Here is a 22,945-nt window from a genome sequence, read left to right as displayed (position 1 = left end):
TTGTTCAGTGAAAAATAATTGTAAGTGTAACTCAAAATAGCTTTTCAATTCATCCGTACAATCGTGTCTTTACCTACATTTATAGCAAGATGAAAATATTAAACCCTGTCAATCAATGTTTAATAAGGGGTTAAAATCAAGTTAAACCCCGCTCCCTAGTTATAGGAAGATTGTACCTTTGCCTTTCCTTGAAAAAATATTTTTTTATTAAAGTAAGGTTCCCTTGTTCCGACTTTCCACTTTATTTTCCTGTTTGCTGCTAATGTTGTTTTTATCACAACCTCTGCTAGGTCAGTCGGGAAGAGACACCCTGCCTCCCACTACCCAGCGTGTACGCATCGATAATGCCAATTCATTGGAATATCAGCGCCGGAGTAAAAACGAAGTCATTCAAAAACTCGTCGGTGAGGTGGAGCTTAGCCAGGACAGTATCTTCATGTATTGCGACAGCGCCATCATAGAAAACAGTACCAGGGTATTTGCTCTGGGTAAAGAGGTACTCATCCAACAGGGAGACTCCTTGGCTGCCTTTGCTGACACCTTATATTACGACGGCACCCTCAAAGAAGCTGATCTGATTGGCAATGTTGTTCTCATCAATGGCGACCGTAGATTATTCACACATAAACTACACTACGACCTCAACACCAAGATTGCGACCTATAACACGCCAGCTACCATTACTGATGGTGAAACCCAACTCAGTAGCAAACGTGGTTACTACTATACCGAACAAGACGAGATTTACTTTAAAGACAGTGTCGTCGTTATCAACCCCAACTTCCAATTGCGAGCCGATACGCTCAAGTTTAATACAACGGAACAAATAGCGACCTTTCTTGGCCCTACGGTCATGCGCAGTGATAGTAGCCGTGTTTATTGTGAAGACGGCTTCTATGATGTAGAAAACAACCTGGCGGAGTTTCGTATCAACGCACAATATACTAAAGGAGAACAACGTGCTACCGCTGATATCATTCGTTACGATGGTAAAAACGGCATCTATACCCTTGATGGTGATGCGGAATTCTACGAAGCTGATCGGCGCGAAGCCACCGGCGACCTTATCCGTTATGATGAAAGAAACGACATTACTATCCTGGAAGGTGACGCCTACTTCCGCGATAATGAACAGATCATCACCGGAGAATCTATCCGCTACGATGCTAAAAAGAAAATTTACCAAACCAGTGGCCGCTCCCGTATCATTGATGGTCCGCAAATACTGCAAGCCGATCAGGTAGACTACGCTGAAGCTGATAGCATGGGGCTCGCTACTGGCAACGTCATCTGGCAAGACACCTCGGCCAACCTCACCATTCAGTGCGACACAGCTCGCTACAACCAAACGACCGGATTCCTCAAAGCGACCGGTGGCCTACAGGGCAGGCCTTTGTTGATTACGCTCATTGATGGCGACTCCCTCTTTATGACTGCCGACACCCTCCTTTCGCAACGTGCGGACACCATCGCCAATGACAGTAGCCGCCTTCTGCAAGCCTACTACGATGTCCGCATTTTCAAGTCAGATATGCAAGCACTTTGCGATTCTCTCTCCTACAACACGGTTGATTCCCTCTTCCGAATGTTCCGCAGTCCCATCATATGGGCAGATACGACCCAGTTTACCGCCGACACTATCCACATGCAATTGGCCGACGACCAGCTTGATAAAATTTTGCTCTATAATCACAGTTTTATCCTCAATAGTGCAGACGAATTGTTTTTCAATCAAATCAAAGGACGAGATATCATTGCCCAGTTCGATAGCAGTGAGCTGCGCAGGATGGATATCCAGGGCAACGCACAATCCGTTTACTATCCACGCGATGACGACAACGCCTACGTGGGCGTAAACAAGACGATTTGCAGCGATATGATCGTGTTTTTTGGTAACAACCAAGTAGACGAGATTCTTTTCGTCACGCAATTAGAAGGCAAATTGGAGCCTATGAACAAGGTAGACCATGAAGCCATTAAGCTTGAAGGATTCAATTGGCAGACCTCACCTCCCCGACCACGTTCACGAGCTGATTTATTCGGTCCGCCACTTCGGGTACTACCTCCTCCGGGGAGCCGCCCCGCCTATGCCCCCAACAGTGCCGACAACAAAGAAGGAGCTCCACCACCACCAAAACCTGATCGTGGAAATACGCCCACCCAAAAATCCAAAGAACAATGAAAGTAGCTGTAGACATTAGCCTCTATCCCCTTCAAGAGGATTTTGAGCCACCGATTATAGATTTCATTCATCATCTTAGGCAAGTCGCTGGCATTGAGGTCCATACCAACGAACTCACTACCCAGATCAGCGGTGAATACACGCTCGTCATGAACACCCTGCGCGATGCCATGGGGTACACTTTCCAACAAGGTGGCACCTATAGTTTTGTCATCAAGGTGCTCAATGTGGATATTGAGCCAGGTAAGGCCGTAAGCTTATAACAAGGTCCTTTGGGGCCATGCCGGTAGTAGCGTTGCTGCGCAAACGCCCCTACGGCACCAGGCTGTCCGCTCTTTCCGCTCCTTAGGGGCGGGTTTTAAACCCGCCCCTAAGGAGCGAAACCGCTGCCATCCTTTGGCCTTGCGCCCTCCGGGCCCCGCGCTCCGGCCTCACGGCCTGCGCGGCTATTTGCTATTCTACTTTTAGGACTCTCGTTAATAGCACCAGTTCAAAGTAAATTCATGAATTCGCCTTTTTATAAAACGATGCTTACCTAAACGATACAACCTCGGAGGAGGCCGAACATCAATTCATATTGAATAATATGAGAAGCAGCAATCAAAAAGTTTATTATCTTTTTTATTGCAAATAATTTGTTAGCGCAAGTGATTTTTAATACCTTGCTTTTCCTTTAGTGAACTGACAACCACCAAAGCCATCATAGGTTCATAACTCCTATTTGTCAAGGAGCATTCAGCGGTTTTATTTTGCGTATTGTTTGGCTGCTCTGGTACTCAGAGCAGATGTAAGCGCACGTCCCTTGTGGTCGTGAGACTAGGGGGCGGACATGGCGGTCCGGCAAATGGGTGGGTCCCACCCCAAAGAGGGTGTTATGCCCGCTCCTCTCGCCCTAGTACACCTATCAGGCTATCACAACAACCAGGCTAAACCTCATAATCAACGTACCACTTATGTCCATTTCAACGGCCCAACTTCACCTATTACGCCAAGATACGCCCGCCTCCCTTGAGGTGATTCACTTCAACAACGCCGGTGCTTCTTTAACACCGTTACCTGTACAACAGGCCATACAAGAGCATCTTCAACTAGAATACCAGCTAGGGGGCTACGAAGCAGCAGCTATTCATGCCGAAAAAAGCAATGCCTTTTACCCTACTGTTGCTGAACTTCTTCAGGCACAACCTCACCAAATTGCTTTTGCAACCAGTGCTACCGATGCTTACAATCGCGCTTTAAGCTCCATTGCCTTTAATCCTGGTGACTTGATTCTCACTACAGAAAATGATTACGTTTCTAACCAAATTGCCTTCCTTCAGGTAGCCAAGCGTTTTGGAGCAAAAATTCAGGTTGCTCCCGAATCCCCTGCTGGAGGTGTAGACATTGAAGCCATGTGCCAACTCATTCGCGATCAGGTTCCTCGCCTCGTTGCCGTTACGCATATGCCTACCAGCAGTGGCCTTATTCAGGATATACATACTATTGGCCAAGCTTGCAGAGAAGTCGACACCTTATATATAGTAGACGCTTGCCAAACCGCAGGGCAATTGCCACTCGATGTTGAGGCTATAGGATGTGATTTTTTAACGGCTACTTTTCGTAAATTCTTGCGCGGCCCCAGAGGCACCGGCTTTCTTTACGCTTCTGATCGAGTGCTCCAACAGAAAACTGCCCCGCTGTATTTAGACCTCCACAGTGCCGATTGGCCTTCTGCCGATCACTACCTCCCCCAAGCAGATGCGCGCCGCTACGAACTATGGGAACGCAATCACGCCTTGGTACACGGAGCCGTAGCGGCTGCACAATATGCACTAAATGTTGGTTTAACCGCAATAGCTCAACGAACTGCTGATCTGGCCAAACAATTAAGGCTAGCGCTGGCTGAACATACTGGTATTCAGGTCATGGACAAAGGGGAAAACCTCGGTGCCATCGTTACCTGCTACCTCCCCAATCAGGACCCCAAAGCCTTACTAGCGCAACTTCGAAAAGAAAAGATTCACACCTCCATCAGCTGGGGCACCTATGCTCATTACGACTTTAGCCGTAAGAATATCCCCTGGGTGCTAAGACTATCTCCTCATTATTACAACACAACAGAGGAAATTAAAAATATAACCAAAGAAATTTTTAAAATTATTTGTTGATAAAACTATTTTGTTTTAACTTGCAACCAAATTAATGGATACCAAAAAGAAGAACAGCTATGATTTCAAGTGATCGACGTGACCTAAATGACCGCTTTGTTAAAGTCTTCAAAATACTCGAAGAACGAGGCGATGTCATCAAAAATGACCGCAATGGCAAAGGACTGGGTGATTTTGCAGAAAAAATCGTGGGTAACCGCGCTTATGGTCACATTATCAGAGCTTTTCTTAACGAAGGAGACAAACGTTGCATCAGCTACGAACAGTCGCGCCGTGTTTGTCATGAATATGGTGTCAACTACGCTTACCTCCTCGAAGGGGAAGGCACGCCTTTTGGGCTTGATTTACCCAATCCGGAAGAATCAGAAATTGTTTACAATGGCAACATCCTCTTTACGACTACAGAAGCCTTCGCTGGTGTTACCGTAGACGCAGGGTCTTTCATCACAGAAAACAATGATTTCTTCTCTATCCCTGGTCTTGATGGTGGCGGCTTGGTAGCTTTTCCCATCAACGGTAACAGTATGGAGCCGGTCATTAACGATCATGATATCGTAGTTAGTCGGGAGATAGCAGGCGTACACGAGATCAAAGACAACAAAATCTACGCCGTTAAAAACAACGGATCTGTTTGGGTCAAATATGTTCAGCGTATACTTAATGAAAAAGGCCGTGTCACTCACCTGAAAATGATCTCGGCCAACCACCTGGAGTATGATCCATTTGTGGAAGAAGTCAATGAATACACCCGCCTTTACGAAGTCATTCGCCGGGTAAGTTCCCTTTAAAACAAGTCTAAAAACACAGGATGCTCTCCGCCGAAACGAAGAGCATCCTGAAGATTTTTTATCCTGCTGTTTTTTCCTCCCGGGGGGCGTTTTCGCCTGCTCGGGAGTTTTGTTATTACAAATATAGGTAAAAGCAATATGCTTTCCAAATAGTGGATTCCAAGGCATACATCAAAGATGATAAGGATAGAACACAGATTTATTGTTTTTTTTTAAAAAAACCGTGTTAATCCGTCTGATTCGTTCGATCTGTGGGCTACCCTGTTTAATTTAGCAGTCTTGAAGGCCATTCTATTTTCGTGCGTTTACCTTAAGAAAGCACTAAGTCGCTTGCATTTTGAGTTGTTTGGTGATACTTTTGCACCGCATGCAGCAATTCGTACGCTACATATTACCATTTTACATGCTAACCTTAGCACTTGTCCCTTGTATGGATACAGTGGACGCTGGGGTGTTAAGCACAACAACAGAGATTGAGGTTACCGCACAGGCACACCCTGATGATCACGATCATCAATCTAAAGATTGTGAAGAGGACGCCTGTCCTCCTTTTTGTATTTGCGATTGCTGCTCTTGTGTCATCAGTATTCCTCAGGTGACAACAATTTCTCTTACCGTATTCACACCAAAACCAAGTGAAGCTCCCGTTTCTACAGCTAACTTTCCAACCACTGGTGTGAAGAATGCTATCTGGTCTCCTCCCAGGCTTTAGTCAACTACATTTTATAGGATAAGACTATCTCAGAAACACTGCCGTATTGAACCTTGAAGGTTCTTTACAGTGTACGGTTTAGTACTCAACCTAGTTACCCTTCTGAGATAGCTTCTTGCGAAAATGATCGTTTAACTAAAGTTCAACATTTACATGTTCGATAATATAATCGCTTATTCTATACAGAATAAGTTTGTCATCGGGTTGCTGGTAGCAGCCCTTACCGTCTGGGGACTTTTCTCCTTGCGGCAATTACCAATAGATGCCGTTCCCGACATCACCAACAACCAAGTGCAGGTAATTACTACCTCTCCTAGCCTGGCTACCCAGGAAATAGAACAATTTATTACTACCCCTGTAGAACTCTCACTTCAGAATATTCAACAGCTTGTAGAAATTCGTTCTGTTTCCCGCTTTGGCTTGTCTGTCGTAACGGTCGTTTTTGAAGAAAAAATGGACATTTACCTCGCACGCCAACTGGTGAATCAATACCTACAAGAAGCCAGAGAAAATATCCCCGCCGAACTCGGGCAACCAACCTTGGCACCTATTTCTACAGGCTTGGGAGAGATCTACCAATACGTAGTTCGCCCCGAAAAGGGCTTTGAAGACAAAATCAGTTCCACAGAATTACGAAGCATCCAGGATTGGATCGTCAAAAGGCAATTGGCGGGAATTCCCGGAGTAGTAGAGGTAAACACCTTGGGCGGCTACCTCAAACAGTACGAAGTAGCCGTTACACCCGGCCTACTCAAAGCAATGAACGTCAGCATTACTGATATTTATAACGCTTTGGCCAACAGTAATGAAAATACAGGTGGGGCTTATATTGAAAAAACACCCAACACTTATTACGTACGGACCAAGGGCATTGCCAAATCTTTAAGTGACATTGAAAACGTAGTTGTCAAAGTAAGTAACGGTAAGCCTATTCTCGTCAAAGACGTGGCGACTGTACAGTTTGGGAAAGCCCCTCGCTACGGTGCCCTCACCCGAGATGGCCAAGAAGTTGTAGGCGGTACGGTAATGATGCTGAAAGGAGCCAACTCCGCCGCCGTGACCAAGCTCGTCAAGGAACGGGTAACACAAATCCAAAAATCGCTCCCCGAGGGTGTCGTCATCGAAGCCTATCTGGATCGTGAAAAACTTGTATCTACAGCAATTAGCACCGTGCGCAAGAATTTACTCGAAGGAGGGCTCATCGTAGTCTTCATCCTGGTACTTATGCTTGGCAATTGGCGAGCAGGGCTTATTGTGGCCTCAGTCATTCCGCTGGCGATGCTTTTTGCCGTTGCCATGATGAATGTTTTGGGCATTTCTGCTAACCTCATGAGTTTAGGAGCCATCGACTTCGGGCTGATCATCGACGGGGCCGTCATCATTGTAGAGTCCATCGTCCATCGGCTACAAAGTCGTTTTCCTGGGCAAAAACTGAGTCGCCAACAAATGAACGACGAGGTGCAAACCGCCGCCATCAAAATCCGTAGCTCTGCCGCCTTTGGGGAAATCATCATCTTGATGGTCTACCTTCCTATTCTGGCGCTGGTAGGCATTGAAGGCAAAATGTTTCGCCCCATGGCACAGACCGTCATGCTCGCGATCACTGGCGCTTTGATCCTTTCTTTGACTTACGTACCTATGATGAGCGCATTGTTTTTACAGCGTAACATCAATAACCGACAGACCATCGCGGATCGAATCATTGCCTTTTGTCAGCTGCTCTACAGCCCGGTTTTACATTTGGCTTTGAGGTTTAAAATTGCCTTTGTTACCGCTACTATATTACTTTTCAGCCTGAGTATGATCGTCTTTTCTCGGATGGGTGGCGAATTTATCCCAACACTGGAAGAAGGTGACCTTGCTCTTCATCAAATCTTGCCGCCAGGTAGTTCCCTATCGCAAAGTGTTGCTACCTCAAAAATTATCCAAAAAAAGCTGATGGAGGAGTACCCTGAAATCGAAGATGTCGTCACGAAAATAGGTTCCGCAGAAATCCCTACCGACCCGATGCCGGTAGAAACAGGGGACATCATTGTGGTGATGAAACCGAAATCAGAATGGGTTTCAGCTACTTCACGCCAGGAAATGTTTGAAAAGATGGAGCAAACGCTCCAGTCGATTCCCGGTTTGGCGTATGAATTTTCCCAGCCGATCCAAATGCGCTTCAATGAGCTGATGACGGGATCACGGGCAGATATTGCCGTCAAACTTTTTGGTGATGACCTTGATCTCTTGTTTGCCAAAGCCAAAGAAGCAGAGCGTATCATCCGGAGCATTGATGGCGTTGGTACCACCAAAGTAGAACAAACGCTGGGCATGCCTCAAATTGTCATCAATTTTGATTATGATAAACTGGCCCAGTATGGCCTACAGGTCAAGACAGTCAATCAGATTGTCAGGGCTGCCTTTGCAGGCGAAAAAGCGGGGATCATTTACGAAGGAGACCAGCGCTTTGACTTGGTCGTCCGACTCGCAGAAAACTACCGTAATGATATACAAAGCGTGGAAGAACTTTATATCCCATTAGCGAATGGCACCCAGGTTCCGCTTACCTCCATAGCGAAAGTAGCTTTTGAGGACGCTCCGATGCAAATTTCGCGCGAGAACACCAACCGCCGCATTGTTATCGGTGTCAACGTGGGTGCTACGGATATTGAGACCTTGGTAGGTAAAATTCAGCAGGAACTGGATGGCAAAATAAGCTTACCCGCAGGCTACTACTTCACCTACGGCGGGCAGTTTGAAAACCTCAAAGCGGCCAATGCACGCCTGGCAATAGCCGTTCCACTGACCCTAGCGATGATCTTTGTATTGCTCTTTTTTACTTTCGGATCAGTGACACAGGCGGTGCTTATTTTTACGGCCATCCCGCTATCTGCTATCGGAGGTATTTGGGCCTTACAGCTCCGCGGTATGCCCTTCAGTATTTCAGCGGGTATTGGCTTCATTGCCTTGTTTGGTGTCGCTGTACTTAACGGTATTGTGCTCATCGGTTATTTCAACCAGCTCAAAGACGAAGGGATAGAAAGTATCCGCAAACGCATTATGCTGGGTACGCAGGTGCGGCTACGCCCCGTATTAATGACCGCTGCGGTGGCTTCTTTAGGTTTCTTGCCTATGGCGCTCTCGAATTCCGGAGGAGCAGAAGTACAGCGACCATTAGCAACTGTGGTCATTGGCGGGTTGATAAGTGCAACCTTTCTTACGCTGATCATCTTACCCATTCTTTATAGTTGGCTGGCACGATGGCAAGAGAAACGTAGTTCTTTTCCTGCTCCCAAAAGCGGATTACTGTTACTTCCATTGCTATGTTGCAGTTTGTCTTTGATGGCCCAGCCTGAGCCTATTTCGCTCGAACAGGCTTTGGCAACAGCTCTAAGCAATAATCCACAAATGCAGGCAGCCGAATTGCAGTTGCAGCAAAGTAAAAGTTTGCAACAATTGCCTTACAGCTTGGGGGAGACATCTATCAACTACCAGGGCGGCGGCCTATTCCGGGCCAACAATCAGCAGGTGAATCAACTCCTCATCACTCAGAACATCCCCCACCCTGCCGTGATAAAAGCAACGAATATATTGCAGGATGAACTGGTTGTACAGAACGAGCTGAACCAACGACTCACCACTCAACAGTTACGCTATGAGGTTCGATACCTATACTACGAATTGCAACAATACAAAGCACTTCGCCAACACTATCAAGCCTTAATCAGCCGCTACGAGCACTTTTATCAAATTGCAGAAACACGCACAAAGGTGGGATCTGCCAACCGAATGGAAGCGCTCACCTTACAGTCCGCCTTGCAGGAACATCTCCTTTTGGAAAAGCAGACGGTTCTAAAGATTAGTAATCTGGAGCAACGTTTACAAGTTGTAACAAACACGCCACAGGCCATTACCAGTAAAGACAGTCTGCTACTGGCACCCTTTTCGCAGGAAACTGCACCTCCTGTACAGTTAGCCCTTGCTCAACAACAGGTACTGATCGAACAAGCGCATACAGGTCTTCTCCAAGCAGAAACGAAGCCCGAATTCACTCTCGGATATGCTGCCCAACATTACTACGAAGGAGGCTGGCTATCGGGGCTCCAAGCGGGCATACAGGTTCCATTATTCCGGCGACAATACCGGCAAAAGGTGGTTGCTCAGCAATTACAAACACAAGTAGCTCAAGCACAAGTAGCCGTGCAAGCGCAACAATTGGAACAGCGACAACTGGAAGCACTAAACGCGATCCGACAGTACGCAGAAGCTGCCGTTTATTATCAGGAACAATTGAATACGATCCAGCCAGAAATGGATCGTATTGCAAGCCTCAACTACCAAGCAGGAGAGCTTTCTTACCTGGAACTCGTCAATATCCTCAACCTTTTTGCGACCAATAGTCGCCGCTACTTCGAGCAAGTGCTGGCCCATAACCAAGCACTGGCTTACTACCAATTCCTTACCAACCAATAATATCCGACCTAATGAAAAATATAAATAAATTTCTTCCTCTTCTATTATTAATGGTTTTGGTCAACATCAATACCGCTTGTAGTCATGACCATACAGACTCAGGCCACCAGCATGGTGCAGAAGATGAACACAGCCACGATTCCGAAGAAACACATGAAGAGGGCGTCATCCATCTGACCAAGGACCAAATGAACACCATGGAGATTACCTTGGGTGATTTTACATCTATGAAAATCAACGATTATGTCAATGCAACAGGAACGCTGGGGCTTCCGCCCAATGCCCTCACATCGGTAAGTGCCAAAGCTAATGGGTTTATCGTCAATAGCAACAAATACATTGAGGGCAACTACGTCAATAAAGGCGTCATCATGGCCTATTTGGAAAACCCCGAGTTTATCCAACAGCAACAAACCTACCTGGAAGTGAAAGCTGAATTGACGTTTGCACAACAGGAACTAAAGCGCCAACAAGCACTCTTTGACGCCGAGGCCGGGGTGGAGAAAAACCTACAGCGCCTACAAGCCGAGGTGGATGGTAAAACAGCAACGCTCAAGGGACTCGCTAAACAACTCAATTACCTTGGGCTTTCGGTAGAAAAACTCACGCCAGACAACATCGTCCAGCGCATACCGCTTTATGCACCTATGTCGGGTTACCTTACCTCGATAAAAATGCACAATGGCATGTATGTAAGCCCGGCGATGGAATTGATGGAGATTGTAAACGAAACCCACCTTCACCTGGAATTAGACATCTTCGAAAAAGATATTGCCAATATCAAAGAAGAGCAACGCATCAGCTATACGGTTCCTGCTTTAGGCAATAAGATTTATCCCGGAGAGGTGCATGTAATCGGCAAAGAATTCAACAGAGAAAACAAGACTGTCCGGATTCACGGCCATTTGGAAAAAGAGCGACCTACTTTCATCAAGGACCTGTTTGTAGAAGCCAAAATATGGCTCAATGACCAAACCGTATCAGCACTGCCTGATGGGGCGATTATCAAAGACGGGGCCTCCTCCTATATTTATTATACGGATGAACAAACAGAAGGCGAAGTCGTTGAATTCACCGCCCTAATGGTTATTCCCGGAACTACGGCGGATGGTTTCACCACAGTAACCTTGATTGATCCGCTGCCTACGGGCAAAAAAGTTGTCACCCAAGGGGCCTATTACGTCTATGCACAATCAAAAGCTAACGAGTTGGAGCATTCGCACTAATATCTTTACCACCTGGAAGGCACAAACTGTCTTCCGGGTGGTTATCCTTTATTCTTCAGATTCCAGCTGGCGCCGAATACTACATTAAACTGGCCAAACCAAAAGGATTGAGACGCCATATCTGAGCTGGAACTTGTCGTGCGAACATTTGGCAGGTTGACAAAACCTCCTTTGATTTCAGACTGAATAAAAAAGTGTCTACCTATATTCAATTGCAAGCCTAGTACACTACTGATCCCGTAACCGGCTACATTGAATTCATCATAACGATCATTATTGAGCAAGGTCACATTGGTGCGTGGATAAACCACCCCACCTCCCAGACCTTCTGTTAGTGCCAACGTGAGATACCGAAAAGTCATCAACTCATCGATTCTACGAGCTTCGATATTGATATAATTCAGGCCATCAGTATGCTCAAACTCCAGGAACCCTTCGGCCAAAACAATATCCTCATTATCATAAACACCATCGTATTCTGTACCTGAGTTGCTGATCTCGCCTGATATTCGTACTGTTTGATCGGACTGCATCACATACTTCATGTGATCGGCGCCTAATGACACGCTATACTGATCATTCAAAAAATAGCCTATTCTAAAATTGTATTGTGGAATTGTAAACCATCGGGGATGAAAGTAGGGATCAACATTAAATGCCGTAGGGCGGTCATTGGCAATCACATTATCTAAGGTAATGTTGTAATCGGTACCTGAAAAGTGAATATCCGACGTTGTGTACCGACTCGAATTCCAGCCCCAATAAAAGTAAAAATCCCCCTTACGAGTATGGTGATCACGGTAACCCTTACTTTCCTGACCATAGCCAAACTGCGAGCCTATCAACAGCAGGACAATAATTAATAGATTAAGTTTCACAGTTTTCTTTTTCAAGAAGTGGTTACTAAATGGGTCATTTTTGAGTCCTTTGCCGCATGCTCTCATACAGGATAATCCCCGCAGCGACACTTACATTCAAAGAGTTCAGCTCCCCCAGTTGTGGAATATAAAAACGGTCATCAGCTGCTTTAGCCACACCTTTGCTAATACCGTCCCCTTCAGATCCGAGCACCAAAGCTACGGCCCCTTTCATATCCATGTTAGGCAGGCTGTGCTCTCCGTTGAGATCACTGGCCAAAACGGTTACATCATTATTTTGCAGGTACTCCACCGTACTGACCATGCTCCGGACCCGGCAAACAGGTATACGAGACAAAGCACCAGCAGATGTTTTCAAAGCATCAGGCGTCAAGCCAGCACTGCCTTTGCCCGGTAGCACAATTGCACCTACTCCGAACAGTTCCGCAGAACGGGCGATGGCCCCAAAGTTTCGGGTATCCGTCACACCATCCATTAAAAGGAGTAGCGGAGTTTCCGACTGTTCAAACAAACGAGGCAGGATATCTTCCAATTTCTGATAAGCTGCAACGCCTTGTAGTGCGACAACTCCCTGGTGGTTGCCATTGACCATCCAGTTGATCTTTTCCTTGGGAATGACACTCAGAGGCACCTCATGGCTTCGACAAATTCGGCGCAGTTCTTTTTCGAAATCTCCACGAGTACCTTGCTGAAGGTAAACTTTCTCGATAGCCTGCCCAGCCTGTAAAGCTTCCAGTACCGGATGCCGGCCAAATATCCATTGTTTATTATCCATAGAACGCGAAGGTAAGGCAAACCAGCTATTTGTCGTCTGTGCTTTAATTATAGTTTTATCAAATTAAGAGCAGAAAAGCATTTTTATCTTAATTTTGAGCAGCCATTCGAATACAATTTCTATTTATCTACAATAAATTTAAGCTTAATCATGATAAGAAGCGCTACACTTCTACTATTGCTCCTTTGTATTTTCATGGTCACGCCCTTGGTGGCCCAGCAGCAAACGGAGTTCCAAAAAGCGACCCTTCACCTGGAGCAACGTGCCACTGAGTGGGGGTTACAGACTGCTGATATCATGGATATTGCTATCAGTGACGAATATGTTTCCAAGCACAATGGTGCCCGCCATTTTTACTTTATGCAACAGTATGCAGGCATTCCAGTATACGGAGCGATCAATGGTGTTCACCTTTCGCGGGAGGCGAAAGTAATATACGCTACCAATACTTTTGAGCCTAATCTGGCGGAGCGCGTCAATGCTCTTTCTCCGGTTATCTCTCCCAAGCAAGCTTTACAGGCTGCTTTAGAGCATTTGGGCCTTCCTGCCCAGGCGTTGGTTCTAAAAGAGCGAACTGGAGATAAATACACCTTTAGCGGCGGTGATTTTGCCCATAATGATGTTACTGTTCAGCTACGATATATGCCCTTACGGGAAACAGGTATTATTCACCTGGCCTGGGACATGGCCATCGATGTATTCAGCTCTGCCGATTATTGGAGCCTACGTATCGACGCCCTCGACGGCAAAATCCTCCACAAGTACAACTATACTGTTTATTGCACCTTCGATAATAAGGCAGGGCATACCTCTCATGCCGGCAATTGCACCCACGAATCGACCTCCCTTGCTAGTGCGCCTATGCATTTAATGGAAAGTATGATAGTAACTGACGGTGCGGGTTATAATGTTATCCCCTTACCGACTGAAAGTCCATTATACGGAGAACGTCAGTTGCTGTTCGATCCTTCTAACCCTACAGCATCGCCCTTTGGCTGGCACGACACCAATGGAGAGGAGGGCGCAGAGTACACCATCACTCGTGGCAACAACGTACATGCCTACCTTGATGCAGAAAACATTAACTCTTCCAACAACGACGAACCAGACGGTACTGACGACCTGCTCTTCGACTTCTATTTTGATCCTAGCGATGAGCCAGAAAACATGCAGGAATCAGGAGTTACCCAGCTATTCTATACAAACAACATGATGCACGATATTTTCTATCGTTATGGCTTCGACGAGCAAAGTGGTAATTTCCAGGAATACAATTATACTGGTGAGGGGGAAGGCCTTGACTATGTGATGGCCGAAGCCCAGGATGGTAATGATACGAACAATGCCAACTTTATGACTCCACCCGATGGTGAAAAGCCCCGTATGCAAATGTATCGCTGGTTTGGTGTAGAAGGAAGTGTACTGAGTTTTTTTACCCCTGAAAGTATTGCAGGCAGCTACGATGCGGGCACTGCGCAATACGGCCCATCTATTCCTGAAGCCCCTATCTCTGCTGAAGTCATCCGAGCTTTTGATGAGTCTGGCACCCCTTATTTAGTTTGCCAGGATGTAGCCAATGCAAATGCAATCGCCGGCAAAATTGCGCTGATTGATCGCGGAGACTGCCTCTTTGAAGAAAAAACCAACAATGCTGAAGCTGCTGGTGCTGTCGCCGTAATTATCTGTAACTACGAGGAAACAACATTGAGTATGGGGGATGGCGTGAATGGTTCTGACCCTAGCATCATCACTATAAATATGAAAGCATCCGATTGTAATGCAATCAAGCTTTTGTTAGATCAAGGCGAAGTCGTAACTGCTAGTATAGGGCTCCCTGCCCACAGTGGCCCCGCAAGTGTAGGATCCAGTATGGACAACAGTGTGATTACCCACGAATATGCTCATGGCATTAGTACTCGCCTTACAGGGGGACCATTTCAAGTAGAGTGTTTAGAAAATGACGAGCAAATGGGAGAAGGCTGGAGTGATTTCTTCGCTTTAATCACTACTATTCGCCCTGATGACACCGGAGCAACCAGGCGCACCATAGGTAATTACGCTGCTCGCCAGCCTACCAATGGTAATGGTATTCGTCGTATGCCTTACAGCACCGATTTTGCCATTAACAACCAAGACATGGACGATATCATTGCGACGACTAGACCCCACGACGTGGGTGAAGTATGGGCCAGTGCTATCTGGGATTTATACTGGGAAATGGCTGACATCTATGGCTTTGATGCAGACGTTACCAACGGAACAGGTGGTAACAACATGGCTATTCAGCTTGTGATGGATGGCATGAAACTACAACGTTGCAATCCAGGTCTTCTTGATGGCCGCGATGCATTACTCTCTGCTGATTCCCTAAACTACGACGGTATCCACGGGTGCTTGATATGGGAAGTTTTTGCACGCCGTGGCATGGGCATTGATGCGGATCAAAACGACCGATTTGATCGCAACGATAATGAACCAGGATTCACCACAGTACCTTCATGTATCAAGGAGCTAAAAATCCGTAAATCTGCTGACCGCGACCTCATTCTAGCAGGTGAAGCTATTGAGTACACTATTGTCGTTACCAATGACAAAGAGGAGGCAGTAACAGGCGTAATGGTCGAAGATGAGCTTCCTGCTGGCCTTACCTATCAGACCGGTTCTGCTATTGGTGCTACCGCTACAGATAATGGCAACAATGTAACTTTTGACATTGGCGATCTTGCTACTGGCGAAAACGCCATCATTACCTACATCGCTAACGCTAGTGCCTCTAATCGTTCCGTACAGCTTTTTTATGATGATATGGAAGAAGGTGATGACAATTGGGAATTTGAAGCAAACAGTGGTTTCGATATCTGGGACCTATCCTCCAGTAATCCGAACAGTGGTTCTACCAGTTGGTTTGTTCGTGACGTTGGAGAGCAAAACGACCAATTACTTATCCTCAATGAGCCTTTTGAAGTCAATGGTACGAACCCATCTTTGCGTTTCTATCACGATTATGATACGGAGCCCGTGGCCGATGGAGGCTTGGTAGAGGTTTCTACCAACGATGGTGCTAGCTGGGAAAAGTTACCAAATTCCTACATCCGGAATGGCTACCGAGGCGACTTGGCAGCACAAACCCTTTTCAGTCCAGGCATACAAGCTTTTTGGGGCGATAGCCAGGGATATAAAGATTCTTATATTGACCTAAGTGCTTATCAAGGGCAGACTATAAAAATCCGCTTCCGCTTTGCGTCTAATTTCGAGAGAGGAGGTACTGGCTGGTACGTTGACGATGTTGAACTGATGGACAAAGTAGCCTACGAAGGGGAAGCTTGTGTAAGCTCCAACGAAGGCGACAGCAATTGCGCAGGTGTACCCCAGGGTGGGGTTATCGTAGATACAGAATTCGTAGAGAGTACTGAGAACCCGGTATATGATCCACAAGTGATGCAGGTTTATCCTAACCCCGCAAGTCATGTGCTCAACGTTGCGATCACCCTTGACTTAGCTAGCACGGTAGATGTACAGCTGATTAATGCTGGTGGAGCAGTAGTTCGTCAGTGGAGAGATCAAGCCCTTCAAGGTCGCTTGATGTCATTGAACATCAGTGAGCTTCCTGCTGGTTTTTACTTCCTACAGATGAATACCCAACAAGGTATTTACACGCAGAAAGTAACGATTCAGTAAGCAGAAACTTTCGTTTCTAACGAAAACCGACTTTCCTTTTTCAGGAAAGTCGGTTTTTTTTTGATTTTGGTGAAAGCTGAACGCATGGTTGAATTGAGTCGCAAAAACCTAGCGCTTAATTAGCTGTTGCACAAGGGCTTCTTCCCTATTGTTTTGTAATTGCAATAAATAGACCCCTGCGGGGTAAGTTGGAAAAACTCAAGGTACGTTCACTCGCATTTAGCCCCGTGGTAAATAATAACTGTCCCAACATATCAAAACAGTTGAGAACTAAATACTCCTCGCTATTCCTAACACCCCTTACCTCATCCACCATTGGGTTATGGATGAGCACCAAATTTAGCGTTTAACAGTTCTACATTTTTTGAATAGAAACAACCTTACCGCTACCATCCTTTTTAGTAAACCGTACCCAATAAGTACCGGGAGGCAATCTAGTCAGAGAAAGGCTCCATGAAATTGGGGACTCTATCTCGCCCGTCTCTAGCGTTTGTCCTTTAATATCAAGCAGCGTCCATGACAATGGACCTTCTTGCTGTTCTTTAAAATCAAAGTTTACAATATCATTAGTGGGATTTGGGAAGTATTGGAGCTGTTCATCGCCCGGTAAACCCTGCTCAGCATCTGTTAAATCACTGATCGTAATCTTCAACAATTGATCCGTCACCTCTTGGTCAGACAACATGCCTCCGGCCAGTAGATACTCACCGTTACCCAATTCTCCAACGCCACGTAGGTCCATAATAGCCGGAATAAAGTCCAGAATTTCCGTCCATTCCCCTGACAAAGGATCATAACGTCCTATTCGGTTTAAGGGATTAATAATTCCAGAACCGTTATAAGCAATCGCATCAAAGTTATAGGTATCACCTGCGCCACCTAACCAGATCGCTTGCCCATTAAAGGTAGCCGCTCCCATTCGGTAGCCTAGCGCCAAGGGTTCCGCATACCCCTCCCAGGTGATTTCATAAGGGTTTTCTGGATTGATATATCCTTTACGGAAAAAGCTAGTGGCCGAAAAGCTACCCGAAGACCGGGCACCGCCGGCATAATAAATAGTATCACCTATGATGACACCACTGCCACCAAAAACACGCCAAACAGAACTTGTACCCACCGGGGTTGCTGCTTGCCATACGTTGGTACTGGGGTTGTACACCTGTACATTACTGACATTGGTCGTATTACTCCATCCCGTAATAACGTACAAAAGACTATCGCGCCAGACGGCTTGCACCTGGTCGTCAATAGCTACAGGGAGGTTGGCCCCATCGGGCAGGAAATCGTTTGTTAGTGGATCAAAAATATGGATACGATTTGAGGAAACCTCACCGCAATCAGGTGCTAAATGGTAACCACCAACTACATATACCTTATCCTTGATCGTACTTGCTGCGGCAGCTATTTTTCCGCCATTAGGGTCTGGCAAACCAGGAAGCATTTCCCAACTATCAGTACTCAAAGAATAGCGATAGGAGCGCAGGTGGTCACCACTGCACTCAAGGGTGGTATCTATGCCTGCAAAAGAGTACAAATAAGTTTCGTCGCCAAGCGTCACACTGGTAACCGCATTATTGGTAACCTTCTCTGGTAATGACTGTAGGTATTCCCAAGTGATTGATTGTGCCTGAACAGCAGTGGCACCTAACAGGAGAAGCAAGAGTTGTTTTATTAACCACATAGGTGAACATTTTTAGATACCACGCCGTAAATCGATTAAGAAATCCTTTAAAATAGAAACATTACGACTGTGCGTTAAACCTCATAAAATTTACCGCCGTCACGGGCAAGTCGACGCAAAACCGGACTACAACGATACCGGTCTTCATGGTATTCATGGTAAAGAGCATCGAGTTGTTCGACAACGTAGGGAATCGTTAATTCATCTGCCCAAGCCAGTAAGCCTTTAGGATAATTAACGCCTTTGGTCATTGCTAAATCAATAGCATCGAGGCTGGCCACATTTAGGTAGAGAGCGTCGGCAGCTTCGTTGATCAACATCACCAGTATCCGGTGCAGGATCGCTTTACCTTTGGCAGCATCTTTCGTTGGTTCAGGCTGAACACTCGCTTCTTCATAATTATAAAAACCCCGGCCTGACTTACGCCCCAAGTATCCGGCATCCACCAGACGCTGCTGGGTAAAACTCGGTTTATAGCGAGGGTCAAAGTAGAAAGCAGCAAAGACCGTTTCCGTTACCTTATAGTTTACATCATGCCCAATGTAATCCATCAAAGTAAAAGGTCCCATACGGAAACCACCTAATTCCGTCATCACCCAATCAATGGTAGCTAAGTCAGCGATTCCTTCCTCATAAACCCGAAGGGCTTCACTGTAAAATGGGCGAGCTACCCGATTGACAATAAAGCCAGGTGTGTCCTTAGCCATCACTGGCACTTTACCCCATTTTTTCATCAACTCGAAGCACTCCTCCGCTACTTTAATATCAGTTTGTACAGCAGGAACTACTTCTACCAATGCCATCAGAGGGGCTGGGTTAAAAAAATGCAAACCCAATACACGGTCTGGTTTTTGACAAGCAGCAGCAATAGCAGTGACAGCCAGCGAGGAGGTGTTGGTTGCCAGAATAGCATTTTCGGAGAGCACATCTTCAAGTTGTTCGAACAGTGCTTTCTTTACCTCTAATTTTTCTACAATAGCTTCAACAACCAAGCCTACCTCAGCCATTTTGTACAGAGAATCCACGTATTGAATGCGCCCTTGGATTGCGGTAGATTCCTCTTTTGTTATTCTCTCTTTAACCACAAGGCGGTCCATAATTTTGGCCAACCTCTTGCGGGAACGCTCAAGTGCGTCGGGATTATTATCATAAATAAGAACATTATGCCCGGCAGTGGCTGCAACCTGAGCAATACCGCTGCCCATCGCTCCACTTCCTACTATTCCTACGCTAATCATGTTGGTTTTTTTGGTTAGGATCACAAAGGTACAAAGCCTGCTTTCAATAGCGTAAGAACAAGGACAGTTCCATCATTTTTGGAACACAATGTTTATTTAGGTGTTTACCTTTGAACTAAGATTAAATTCATTACTTTAAAAAAAACACTATGAAAAAAGGAATACTATTAGGCTTAAGCCTAAATTTCTGCCTACTATTTACCCTACAAGCCCAAGAGGTACCACGTACTATTATTGTAGAACATTTCACGAATTCAGTTTGTGGTGTTTGTGCTAGTCGTAATCCAGGTTTCTATAGCAACCTCAATTCGCAAGAAGGGATACTGCACCTTAGCATTCACCCCAGTTCACCTTACAGCAATTGTGTATTACACCAGGCCAACCCTAGCGAAAATGATGCTCGCACCAACTATTACGGAATCTTTGGTGGCACCCCACGCTTGGTAATTCAGGGTACTGCTATTTCAGCGGGTACTAATTATAACAATGCCTCTATTTTTGAGCCGTACCAAGATCAGACGACACCAGTAAGTCTGGATATTCGCCAGACCAAGGAGGATGGCCAGATCATCGTTTCTGTCACGATTACTGCGGAAGCGGATAATGATCTGGGAAGCGCAAGTCTATTTTTGGCTGCAGCCGAAAAAGAGGTCATGTACGATGCTCCCAATGGTGAAGATGAGCATTATGATGTGTTCCGCCGTACCTTCAACGGTGAAGCTACAGGAGTGAGTGTAGCTATTCCTGCTACTGCTGGTGAGTCGATTACCGTTAGTGGAAGCCTAATGCCTAATGCTGATTGGGTCTATGATCAGCTTTTCACTGTCGCTATTCTCCAAGAAACAGACTCGAAAGCGGTCATTCAATCTTCCGCTGCGGATCCTTCTGAAAATGAGCCTTTGGTAAACATAGCCGAAGTAAACACCCTTCCAGCTAATATCTTTCCAAATCCTGTTGAAGATATACTGCAAGTGAAGTTAACTACGGAGACTAAGGCTTCTTTCCAACTGTTCAACAGCAAAGGCCAAGTGCTACAAAGTGGTACTTTCCAGGGACAAACACAGCTTGAAATGAGCAACTACCCAAGCGGATTGTATTGGCTGGAAATACAAAATGCGGAAGGAAAAGCCGTAAGAAAGATTGTGAAAGAAGTGCGGTAGGGTGCGGAGTGCGGACTTCAGTGCTACGTGCGGGGTGCGGGATGATAGAACCTACTGGTGAGCTAAATACTTCCGAACTCCGACTTCAGGTGCGGGGTACTGCCGTAAACGTATGATCGCACTCTACGGTTGGGTTGCGCTAAATATTTCCGATTTCTCACTTCCGAGTTCCGATTTTATAGTGCAGGGTACTGCACAATAAGCATGAGTCATCCTGAATTTAACTTAGAAAGAGTCATTAAATAGCTGGAAAAGGTGATTTATCTGACTATCTGTACAAAACCCCATGATTTCACTAATTAGAAATCATGGGGCTTCGTCTTTAATGATAGATTTTGATGACAATCAAAATTCGGGATGACTCATGTTAATGGCTTTAAAATTAATTGTCTTGAGCCGCAAATACTCTGCGCAAGAGATCAGTCGTACGAGCACCTATATTATTACGGATGTCCAACTCCTCTTTTGCTACTTGTGAAAAAAGGCCATCTAGCGCTTTATTGGTAACGTAATCATCCAAATCTGGATCAACCTCATCGTTTATCAATGGAATTCTATTGTAGGTATTTACCGCACTGCTCCAATAATCACGAGCGTTGAATTTATCCAAAGATTCAACGATAACGGGGTTAAACTCATTATAAAGCTGCTGGTAAGTTACCCGCTTCAAATAAACAGTGGCAGCATCTTTATCTCCTTTAAGGATTCCAAGCGCATCGGTGATGGTCATGGATTTGATGGCATTTACAAAAATAGGCTTGGCTTTAGAAGCCGCATCTTCTGCCCCTCTATTGATCTTTTCCAAAACATTAGCTTCCAGGTTAGAGAAGCCAGGAATGTTCTGTAGGCGATCCGTTACTTTACGTGCTTCCTCTGGGAGTAAAATTTTGTAGGGACTTTCGAAGTAACCGTTTTCACGGGAAAGTCGGTCTGAGCCCTTACTAATTCCAATTTCCAAGGCTTGCTTCAGGCCGCTGCCTATTTCCGTAGAAGTAAGCCCGTTCTCGCTATTCAAAACAGCACCAAGCACACTATTAAGGTCAGTAGTATCACAGGCTGTTAGCGACAACAAGGCCAGGATAAAGGTTATTTGCTTAAACATATTGGTCGTTTTTTGTTGATTAGACGCAAGTTTAACGCTGAAGGCTCGTCATTCACCGTTAGTAAAAAGTTAAAGGGTGGAGAAAATTAATAATCCATGCGCAATGACGTGGCTTTTTTGCAAACGCTTTTATCCAAATAAGGAGCTCATTTTCCCGCCACCTCCACCACCGCCAGAAAAACTACCTGTTTTTACTTCAATATAAGCCGCGGCCACCTGCCCACTAAGGGGTGGGTTAAGCTTGCGAACAACCAGACGAATACCTTTAAGGTTATCGTAAAATTCGCTGATCCGGCTAACAATACGATCAGCCAGCGTCTCAATGAGTTGTGCAGATTTCTTCATTTCCGATTGGACCATCAGATAAACCGTCTCATAGTTTACCGTAGACCCCAAATCATCGTGCATAGCTGCACGTCTGGTATTGACATCCAAGTAGATATCAATCAAAAAATCATTACCCAGCACTTCTTCCTCTGGATAAAAACCGTGTGGGCCATTAAAGCGCATACCCTCCAATCCAATTAATGCCATTGACTTGCGTTTTTAGATATTGTCGCTAAGGTAAGGCCTAAAACCATTACTACAATAGAATAAATTTTTAGTTTTTTAAACAAAAACTAAAAACAATTACTGTTTAATAGTGGAATTTTATATCTTTGCTCAACGACATTCGGCTAAATGTCGCACAATCATCGGTAATCAACTCTTGGTTTAGTCAACTCGGAGCATTCAAAGGTTTTTCTTAACGCAATGTAGGCCTCTTTCCGAATCATCGGGGAGAGGGTGTGAAAGCGTGTCTTCTGCTTAGGTTAGCAGGAGATGTGCGGTGTTCGGACTGGAACTCACCAGATATAGGGTGGGTCCCGCCATGCGGGTCGTGGAGCAACGGCACTAAACAAGCAAAAACGCGTAAAAAC

At 45.6% G+C, this 22,945-nt stretch carries 15 protein-coding genes; 9 read left to right on the top strand and 6 right to left on the bottom strand.

What is annotated here, in order from left to right:
* The first annotated feature begins 262 nt into the window (after positions 1-262).
* The 7 genes from A3EU_RS0119975 to A3EU_RS0119950 all read left to right on the top strand — a co-directional run bounded on the left by A3EU_RS0119975 (position 263) and on the right by A3EU_RS0119950 (position 11,513).
* Positions 263-2,182 carry an OstA-like protein gene (locus A3EU_RS0119975; RefSeq protein ID WP_156825842.1) on the top strand — a complete coding sequence of 640 codons (1,920 nt, stop codon included), beginning with the start codon at positions 263-265 and terminating at the stop codon, positions 2,180-2,182.
* Positions 2,179-2,445, top strand: a complete 267-nt coding sequence (locus A3EU_RS0119970) for a YkoF family thiamine/hydroxymethylpyrimidine-binding protein (protein ID WP_020537973.1) — start codon at positions 2,179-2,181, stop codon at positions 2,443-2,445. Before A3EU_RS0119975 ends, A3EU_RS0119970 begins: the two co-directional genes overlap by 4 nt.
* A 690-nt stretch (positions 2,446-3,135) precedes the next feature.
* The gene (locus A3EU_RS0119965; RefSeq protein WP_020537972.1) at positions 3,136-4,329 is read left to right on the top strand and encodes an aminotransferase class V-fold PLP-dependent enzyme; all 1,194 of its coding nucleotides are present in this window, start codon (positions 3,136-3,138) and stop codon (positions 4,327-4,329) included.
* Positions 4,330-4,388: 59 nt separating this feature from the next.
* Complete coding sequence (locus tag A3EU_RS0119960) at positions 4,389-5,117, top strand: S24 family peptidase (protein WP_020537971.1); 729 nt, start codon at positions 4,389-4,391, stop codon at positions 5,115-5,117.
* Between the two features lie 367 nt (positions 5,118-5,484).
* The gene (locus A3EU_RS34335) at positions 5,485-5,829 is read left to right on the top strand and encodes a DUF6660 family protein (protein WP_342670966.1); all 345 of its coding nucleotides are present in this window, start codon (positions 5,485-5,487) and stop codon (positions 5,827-5,829) included.
* A gap of 153 nt (positions 5,830-5,982) precedes the next feature.
* Positions 5,983-10,287 (top strand): CusA/CzcA family heavy metal efflux RND transporter, encoded by a 4,305-nt coding sequence (locus A3EU_RS0119955; RefSeq protein WP_020537970.1) that lies wholly within the window; start codon positions 5,983-5,985, stop codon positions 10,285-10,287.
* A gap of 11 nt (positions 10,288-10,298) precedes the next feature.
* A complete protein-coding gene (locus A3EU_RS0119950; protein ID WP_026211488.1) occupies positions 10,299-11,513 on the top strand; it encodes an efflux RND transporter periplasmic adaptor subunit in 1,215 nt (404 codons plus the stop codon).
* 41 nt (positions 11,514-11,554) lie between these two features.
* Here A3EU_RS0119950 and A3EU_RS0119945 read toward each other — a convergent pair whose 3' ends face one another.
* Positions 11,555-12,391, bottom strand: a complete 837-nt coding sequence (locus A3EU_RS0119945; RefSeq protein WP_211213956.1) for a hypothetical protein — start codon at positions 12,389-12,391, stop codon at positions 11,555-11,557.
* 34 nt (positions 12,392-12,425) lie between these two features.
* Positions 12,426-13,166: a 23S rRNA (guanosine(2251)-2'-O)-methyltransferase RlmB gene (gene rlmB, locus A3EU_RS0119940; RefSeq protein WP_020537967.1), complete on the bottom strand. Its 741-nt coding sequence runs from the start codon at positions 13,164-13,166 to the stop codon at positions 12,426-12,428.
* A 150-nt stretch (positions 13,167-13,316) separates the two neighbouring features.
* On the opposite strand from rlmB, the gene A3EU_RS35300 reads away from it, so the two are divergent.
* Positions 13,317-16,844, top strand: coding sequence for a M36 family metallopeptidase (locus A3EU_RS35300; RefSeq protein WP_020537966.1), 3,528 nt, complete (start codon positions 13,317-13,319; stop codon positions 16,842-16,844).
* Positions 16,845-17,199: 355 nt separating this feature from the next.
* Here A3EU_RS35300 and A3EU_RS0119930 read toward each other — a convergent pair whose 3' ends face one another.
* Both A3EU_RS0119930 and A3EU_RS0119925 read right to left on the bottom strand, forming a co-directional pair.
* Entirely contained in the window at positions 17,200-18,525 is a 1,326-nt protein-coding gene (locus tag A3EU_RS0119930; protein WP_020537965.1) for a Kelch repeat-containing protein, read from the bottom strand.
* A 74-nt stretch (positions 18,526-18,599) separates the two neighbouring features.
* Positions 18,600-19,763: a 3-hydroxyacyl-CoA dehydrogenase NAD-binding domain-containing protein gene (locus A3EU_RS0119925; protein ID WP_020537964.1), complete on the bottom strand. Its 1,164-nt coding sequence runs from the start codon at positions 19,761-19,763 to the stop codon at positions 18,600-18,602.
* Between the two features lie 149 nt (positions 19,764-19,912).
* Between A3EU_RS0119925 and A3EU_RS0119920 the strand changes: the two genes are divergently transcribed.
* Complete coding sequence (locus A3EU_RS0119920) at positions 19,913-20,923, top strand: T9SS type A sorting domain-containing protein (RefSeq protein WP_020537963.1); 1,011 nt, start codon at positions 19,913-19,915, stop codon at positions 20,921-20,923.
* A gap of 382 nt (positions 20,924-21,305) precedes the next feature.
* Here A3EU_RS0119920 and A3EU_RS0119915 read toward each other — a convergent pair whose 3' ends face one another.
* Positions 21,306-22,025: a DUF4197 domain-containing protein gene (locus A3EU_RS0119915; RefSeq protein ID WP_020537962.1), complete on the bottom strand. Its 720-nt coding sequence runs from the start codon at positions 22,023-22,025 to the stop codon at positions 21,306-21,308.
* Between the two features lie 129 nt (positions 22,026-22,154).
* The gene (folB, locus tag A3EU_RS31170) at positions 22,155-22,559 is read right to left on the bottom strand and encodes a dihydroneopterin aldolase (RefSeq protein WP_020537961.1); all 405 of its coding nucleotides are present in this window, start codon (positions 22,557-22,559) and stop codon (positions 22,155-22,157) included.
* Positions 22,560-22,945 lie beyond the last annotated feature (386 nt).

This window comes from Lewinella cohaerens DSM 23179 (assembly GCF_000379805.1).
Taxonomy (GTDB): domain Bacteria; phylum Bacteroidota; class Bacteroidia; order Chitinophagales; family Saprospiraceae; genus Lewinella; species Lewinella cohaerens.
Note: the sequence above shows the minus strand (reverse complement) of the source record. Positions and strands in the feature narration are given on the sequence as shown.

Bases quoted from the DNA above. Each gene is read 5' to 3' on its own strand.
- A3EU_RS0119950 (WP_026211488.1), top strand. From the start codon at position 10,299: ATGAAAAATATAAATAAATTTCTTCCTCTTCTATTATTAATGGTTTTG.
- A3EU_RS0119965 (WP_020537972.1), top strand. From the start codon at position 3,136: ATGTCCATTTCAACGGCCCAACTTCACCTATTACGCCAAGATACGCCC.
- A3EU_RS0119970 (WP_020537973.1), top strand. From the start codon at position 2,179: ATGAAAGTAGCTGTAGACATTAGCCTCTATCCCCTTCAAGAGGATTTT.
- A3EU_RS0119960 (WP_020537971.1), top strand. From the start codon at position 4,389: ATGATTTCAAGTGATCGACGTGACCTAAATGACCGCTTTGTTAAAGTC.
- rlmB (WP_020537967.1), bottom strand. From the start codon at position 13,166: ATGGATAATAAACAATGGATATTTGGCCGGCATCCGGTACTGGAAGCT.
- A3EU_RS0119920 (WP_020537963.1), top strand. From the start codon at position 19,913: ATGAAAAAAGGAATACTATTAGGCTTAAGCCTAAATTTCTGCCTACTA.
- A3EU_RS34335 (WP_342670966.1), top strand. From the start codon at position 5,485: ATGCAGCAATTCGTACGCTACATATTACCATTTTACATGCTAACCTTA.
- A3EU_RS0119955 (WP_020537970.1), top strand. From the start codon at position 5,983: ATGTTCGATAATATAATCGCTTATTCTATACAGAATAAGTTTGTCATC.
- A3EU_RS0119930 (WP_020537965.1), bottom strand. From the start codon at position 18,525: ATGTGGTTAATAAAACAACTCTTGCTTCTCCTGTTAGGTGCCACTGCT.
- A3EU_RS35300 (WP_020537966.1), top strand. From the start codon at position 13,317: ATGATAAGAAGCGCTACACTTCTACTATTGCTCCTTTGTATTTTCATG.
- A3EU_RS0119915 (WP_020537962.1), bottom strand. From the start codon at position 22,025: ATGTTTAAGCAAATAACCTTTATCCTGGCCTTGTTGTCGCTAACAGCC.
- A3EU_RS0119925 (WP_020537964.1), bottom strand. From the start codon at position 19,763: ATGATTAGCGTAGGAATAGTAGGAAGTGGAGCGATGGGCAGCGGTATT.
- folB (WP_020537961.1), bottom strand. From the start codon at position 22,559: ATGGCATTAATTGGATTGGAGGGTATGCGCTTTAATGGCCCACACGGT.
- A3EU_RS0119975 (WP_156825842.1), top strand. From the start codon at position 263: ATGTTGTTTTTATCACAACCTCTGCTAGGTCAGTCGGGAAGAGACACC.